Origin of the sequence: Streptomyces niveiscabiei (genome assembly GCF_001419795.1) — a bacterium.
Classification (GTDB): Bacteria; Actinomycetota; Actinomycetes; order Streptomycetales; family Streptomycetaceae; genus Streptomyces; species Streptomyces niveiscabiei.
Window position 1 is genome coordinate 1 of the sequence record NZ_LIRL01000806.1, and the last position, 3,835, is coordinate 3,835.

General features: G+C 70.9%; 4 protein-coding genes and 2 pseudogenes. 5 read left to right on the forward strand and 1 reads right to left on the reverse strand.

Annotated elements, in window-relative coordinates:
• From AOK24_RS49910 to AOK24_RS34165, 5 genes and pseudogenes are all read left to right on the forward strand, one after another.
• Positions 1–659, forward strand: a pseudogene (locus AOK24_RS49910) (histidine kinase); the annotation flags it as partial.
• Positions 656–1,153 carry a roadblock/LC7 domain-containing protein gene (locus AOK24_RS34150; RefSeq protein WP_055723883.1) on the forward strand — a complete coding sequence of 166 codons (498 nt, stop codon included), beginning with the start codon at positions 656–658 and terminating at the stop codon, positions 1,151–1,153. The pseudogene AOK24_RS49910 and the gene AOK24_RS34150, both read left to right, overlap by 4 nt.
• Positions 1,150–1,554, forward strand: coding sequence for a DUF742 domain-containing protein (locus AOK24_RS34155; RefSeq protein WP_055723884.1), 405 nt, complete (start codon positions 1,150–1,152; stop codon positions 1,552–1,554). Before AOK24_RS34150 ends, AOK24_RS34155 begins: the two co-directional genes overlap by 4 nt.
• A complete protein-coding gene (locus AOK24_RS34160; RefSeq protein WP_055723885.1) occupies positions 1,535–2,167 on the forward strand; it encodes a GTP-binding protein in 633 nt (210 codons plus the stop codon). Before AOK24_RS34155 ends, AOK24_RS34160 begins: the two co-directional genes overlap by 20 nt.
• A gap of 14 nt (positions 2,168–2,181) precedes the next feature.
• Complete coding sequence (locus AOK24_RS34165; protein ID WP_055723886.1) at positions 2,182–3,411, forward strand: styrene monooxygenase/indole monooxygenase family protein; 1,230 nt, start codon at positions 2,182–2,184, stop codon at positions 3,409–3,411.
• Here AOK24_RS34165 and AOK24_RS51495 read toward each other — a convergent pair.
• A pseudogene (locus tag AOK24_RS51495) lies at positions 3,366–3,646 on the reverse strand (hypothetical protein); the annotation flags it as partial. The gene AOK24_RS34165 and the pseudogene AOK24_RS51495 overlap by 46 nt on opposite strands.
• Between the last annotated feature and the right edge of the window lie 189 nt (positions 3,647–3,835).

Below are 3,835 nucleotides of genomic sequence, written 5' to 3' on the forward strand. Positions count from 1 at the left end.
GCGCCGAGCCTGAGGCCCCGGACGCAGCCGACCCCGAAGCCCCGGACGTCGCCGAGCCCGACGAGTTCGTCGAGCCGCCCGTCTCCTCCGAGACGACCATGGTCCTCTCGCTTCCGCCGGAGCCGCGCAGCGAATCGGTTCCGCGTGCCGCTGACGACCCGCGTGCCGGGCTCGATCCGCGCGCCGGCTTCGCTCCCCGCGCCGACACCGAGCCGCGTACCGAAGCCGGGCCGCGTACCGGCGCCGAGCCGCGTACCGAAGCTGATCCGCGTACCGACACCGGGCCGCGTACCGACACCGCGCCGCGTACCCAAGCCGAGCCGTACCCCGAGTCGGTGGAGCACTCCCGGGCCGAGCCCGAGGAGCAGGTCACCGCGAAGGGGTTGCCCAAGCGGACGCCCAAGGTGGCCGCGCCCGAGGAGGTCGTGCGGCCGAGGGCGGCGGGCGGCGTCGATGCCGAGGCGCTGCGGAAGAAGCTGGGCGGGTTCCGGCGGGGGGCCGTCGCCGGGTACCGGGACGCCGAGTCGGAGCTCGCCGAGGAGACGGTCAGCGGGGAGCTGCCTTCTCAACTGCCCTCGCAGGAAAGGGGAGTCGAGGGCAGCACGCAGGGACATGCCGGGGACACCACGGGGGGCACCGTCGAGGAGGCAAGCAGTTGACCGCGCCCAGTACCTTCGGCCTGAGCAGCGAAGCCCGTAACCTGCACTGGCTGTTGAACAACCTCGTGGAGGAGGTCCCCGGCATCCAGTCCGTGGCCGTGGTCTCCTCCGACGGCCTGTTGCTCCTGTCCTCCGATCCCGGCGCCAACAGCCGGGCGAAAGAGGAGAGTTCGAGCAAACGGGCAGGCCCGAGAGGCTCGTCCGCCGACCTCGCCACGATCGTCTCCGGCATCGGCAGCCTGACGCTGGGCGCCGCCCGCCTGATGGACTTCGGCGGCGTGAAGAACACGATGGTCGCGATGGACGACGGCAGCCTGTGCGTGATGTCGATCAGCGACGGCTCCCTGCTCGGAGTGCACGGCGACGCGGACGTCGACATGAGCGTCGTCGCGTACCACATGGCCCTGTTCGTCGGCCGCGTCGGACACGTCCTGACTCCCGAACTCCGCACGGAACTACGGAAGTCGCTGGAGGCGGAAGGAGGCGCGCGATGACCAGGAACCAACTCCCGGTACGCGGCGCCGGCCGACGCCCGGCCCGGGTCCGCCCGTACTCCCTGACCGGCGGACGCACCCGCTTCGGTCACGTCCTCCTCGTCGAGACCTTCGTCGCGGCGCTCGAAGCGCCCGAGGAACACAAGGAGTTGACGAACCGTCAGGAAGACTTCCGCGGCCTCCCCGAGCTCGCCGCGATCGTCGCACTGTGCCGCCGCATGCGGACCGTGGCCGAGATCGCCGCGCTGCTGCGCATGCCGCTCGGCGTGGTCCGGGTCCTGCTGAGCGACCTCGCGGACCAGGGAAAGATCCGGGTGTACGGCACCGGTACCGCCCACGGTACGGGCCGCCCCGACCGCGCTCTGCTGGAAAGGGTGCTGAGTGGACTCCGTCGTCTCTGACCGCGTCCCCGGATGGGGAGTCGACGAGGACGAGAACCTGAAGTCCTGGCAGACGGACCGCACCCGCGCCCCCGTCGCCACGAAGATCGTCGTCGCCGGAGGCTTCGGCGTCGGCAAGACGACGCTGGTCACGGCCGTCTCGGAGATCACGCCCCTCCAGACGGAGGCGCTCATGACTCAAGCCTCCGCCGCCACCGACGACTTGAGCGCCACCCCGCACAAGCTCACGACGACCGTCGCGATGGACTTCGGCCGCCTCACCTTGGACGACGACCTGGTCCTGTACCTCTTCGGTACCCCCGGCCAGCAGCGCTTCTGGTTCATGTGGGACGACCTGGTGCGCGGCGCGCTCGGCGCGGTGGTCCTCGCCGACACCCGCCGCCTGAAGGACTGCTTCCCGGCGCTGGACTACTTCGAGAGCTGCGGACTGCCGTACGTCGTCGCCGTCAACCACTTCGACGGCACCGAACGCTTCGAACCGGACGACGTGCGCGAGGCTTTGATGATCCCTCAGAAAGTGCCGGTCGTCGTCATGGACGCCCGCCGCCGGATCTCCGTCATCGACACCCTGCTCTCCCTGGTGACGCACGCGCTCGACGAAACACCCGAATAGGAGCGACTCCCCGCATGCGGAAGATACTCGTCGTGGGGGCCGGCCAGTCCGGCCTCCAGCTCGCCCTCGGCCTCCAGCAGCACGGCTACGAGGTCACCCTGATGTCCAACCGGACGGCGGACGAGATCCGTTCGGGCCGCGTGATGTCCACGCAGTGCATGTTCCACACGGCCCTCCAGCACGAACGCGACCTCGGGATCGACTTCTGGGCGAGCCAGGCCCCGAAGATCGAGGGCCTCGGCGTCTCGGTCGCGGGTCCGGCCGGCGAGCGCGCCATCGACTGGCTCGGCCGCCTCGACGGATACGCCCAATCCGTCGACCAGCGCGTGAAGATGGCCGGCTGGATGGAGACCTTCGCGCAGCGCGGCGGCCAACTGGTCATCCACGGCGCGGCAGTCGGCGACCTCGACTACTTCTCCCGTACGTACGACCTCGTCCTGGTCGCCGCCGGCAAGGGCGAGTTGGTGTCGATGTTCGCCCGCGACCCCGAACGCTCCCCGTACGCCGCCCCGCAGCGCGCCCTCGCGGTCGCGTACGTCCACGGCCTGGGCCCGCGCCCCGAACACCCCGGCACGGAGGCCGTCCGCTGCAACCTGGTACCCGGCGTGGGGGAGTTGTTCGTCATGCCGACGCTCACCACGTCGGGCCGCGCGGACATCCTCTTCTGGGAGGGCGTGCCCGGCGGCCCCGTCGACGCCTTCGACGGCGTCAAGGACCCCGCCGAACACCTGTCCCTCACCCTTGAGTTGATGAAGACGTTCCTGCCCTGGGAGTACGACCGGGCGCGCGACGTCGAACTCACCGACGCGGGCGCCACGTTGGCCGGCCGCTACGCCCCGACCGTCCGCAACCCCGTCGGGCAGCTCCCCGGCGGCGGACTCGTCCTCGGTGTCGCCGACGTCGTCGTCGCGAACGACCCGATCACCGGCCAGGGCTCCAACTCCGCCGCGAAATGCGCCGCTTCGTACCTCGCCGCCATCCTCGGCCGCGGGGAGAAGGAGTTCGACGAGGAGTGGATGCGGTCCACCTTCGAGCTGTACTGGGACACCGCGCGGCACGTCACGAAGTGGACCAACGCGATGCTCGCGCCGCCGCCGGAGCACGTCGTCAACCTCCTTGGCGCGGCAGGGCAGTTGCCGCCCGCCGCCGACCGGTTCGCCAACGCGTTCGACGATCCGGCGGACTTCGAGGACTTCTTCTACGAGCCGGAGAAGACGTCCGCGTACCTGTCGTCGCTGGTCTGACCCGGCGCGGGCCGGTCCGGGCTCGGCTGGTAGAGGCTCGGTCCGTCGAGGGTCGGGTAGTCCAGGTATCCCCTCTCGCCGCCCGTGTACATCATCAGGGCGTCCCGCACCTCGTTGAGCGGGGCGCCCCGCCGGATGCGGGCGACGAGGTCCGGGTTCGCGAGGAACGCGCGGCCCAGGGCCACCAAGTCGGCGCCGGCCGCGAGGAGTTGTTCCGCCGCGCGCTGTCCGCCGTNNGGGCGCGCAGGCGGGGGAACAGGGGGTGGTCGTGGTTCATCGTGGTGAGGTGCAGGTAGGCGAGGCCGTCGCCGGACAGGGTCTCGGCCAGCGCCGGGTAGAGGGTGTCCGTGTCGGTCTCCGCGATGCCGTTCACGGTGTTCCCCGGGGAGATCCGCAGGCCCACGTTCTCCGCGCCGATCGCCTT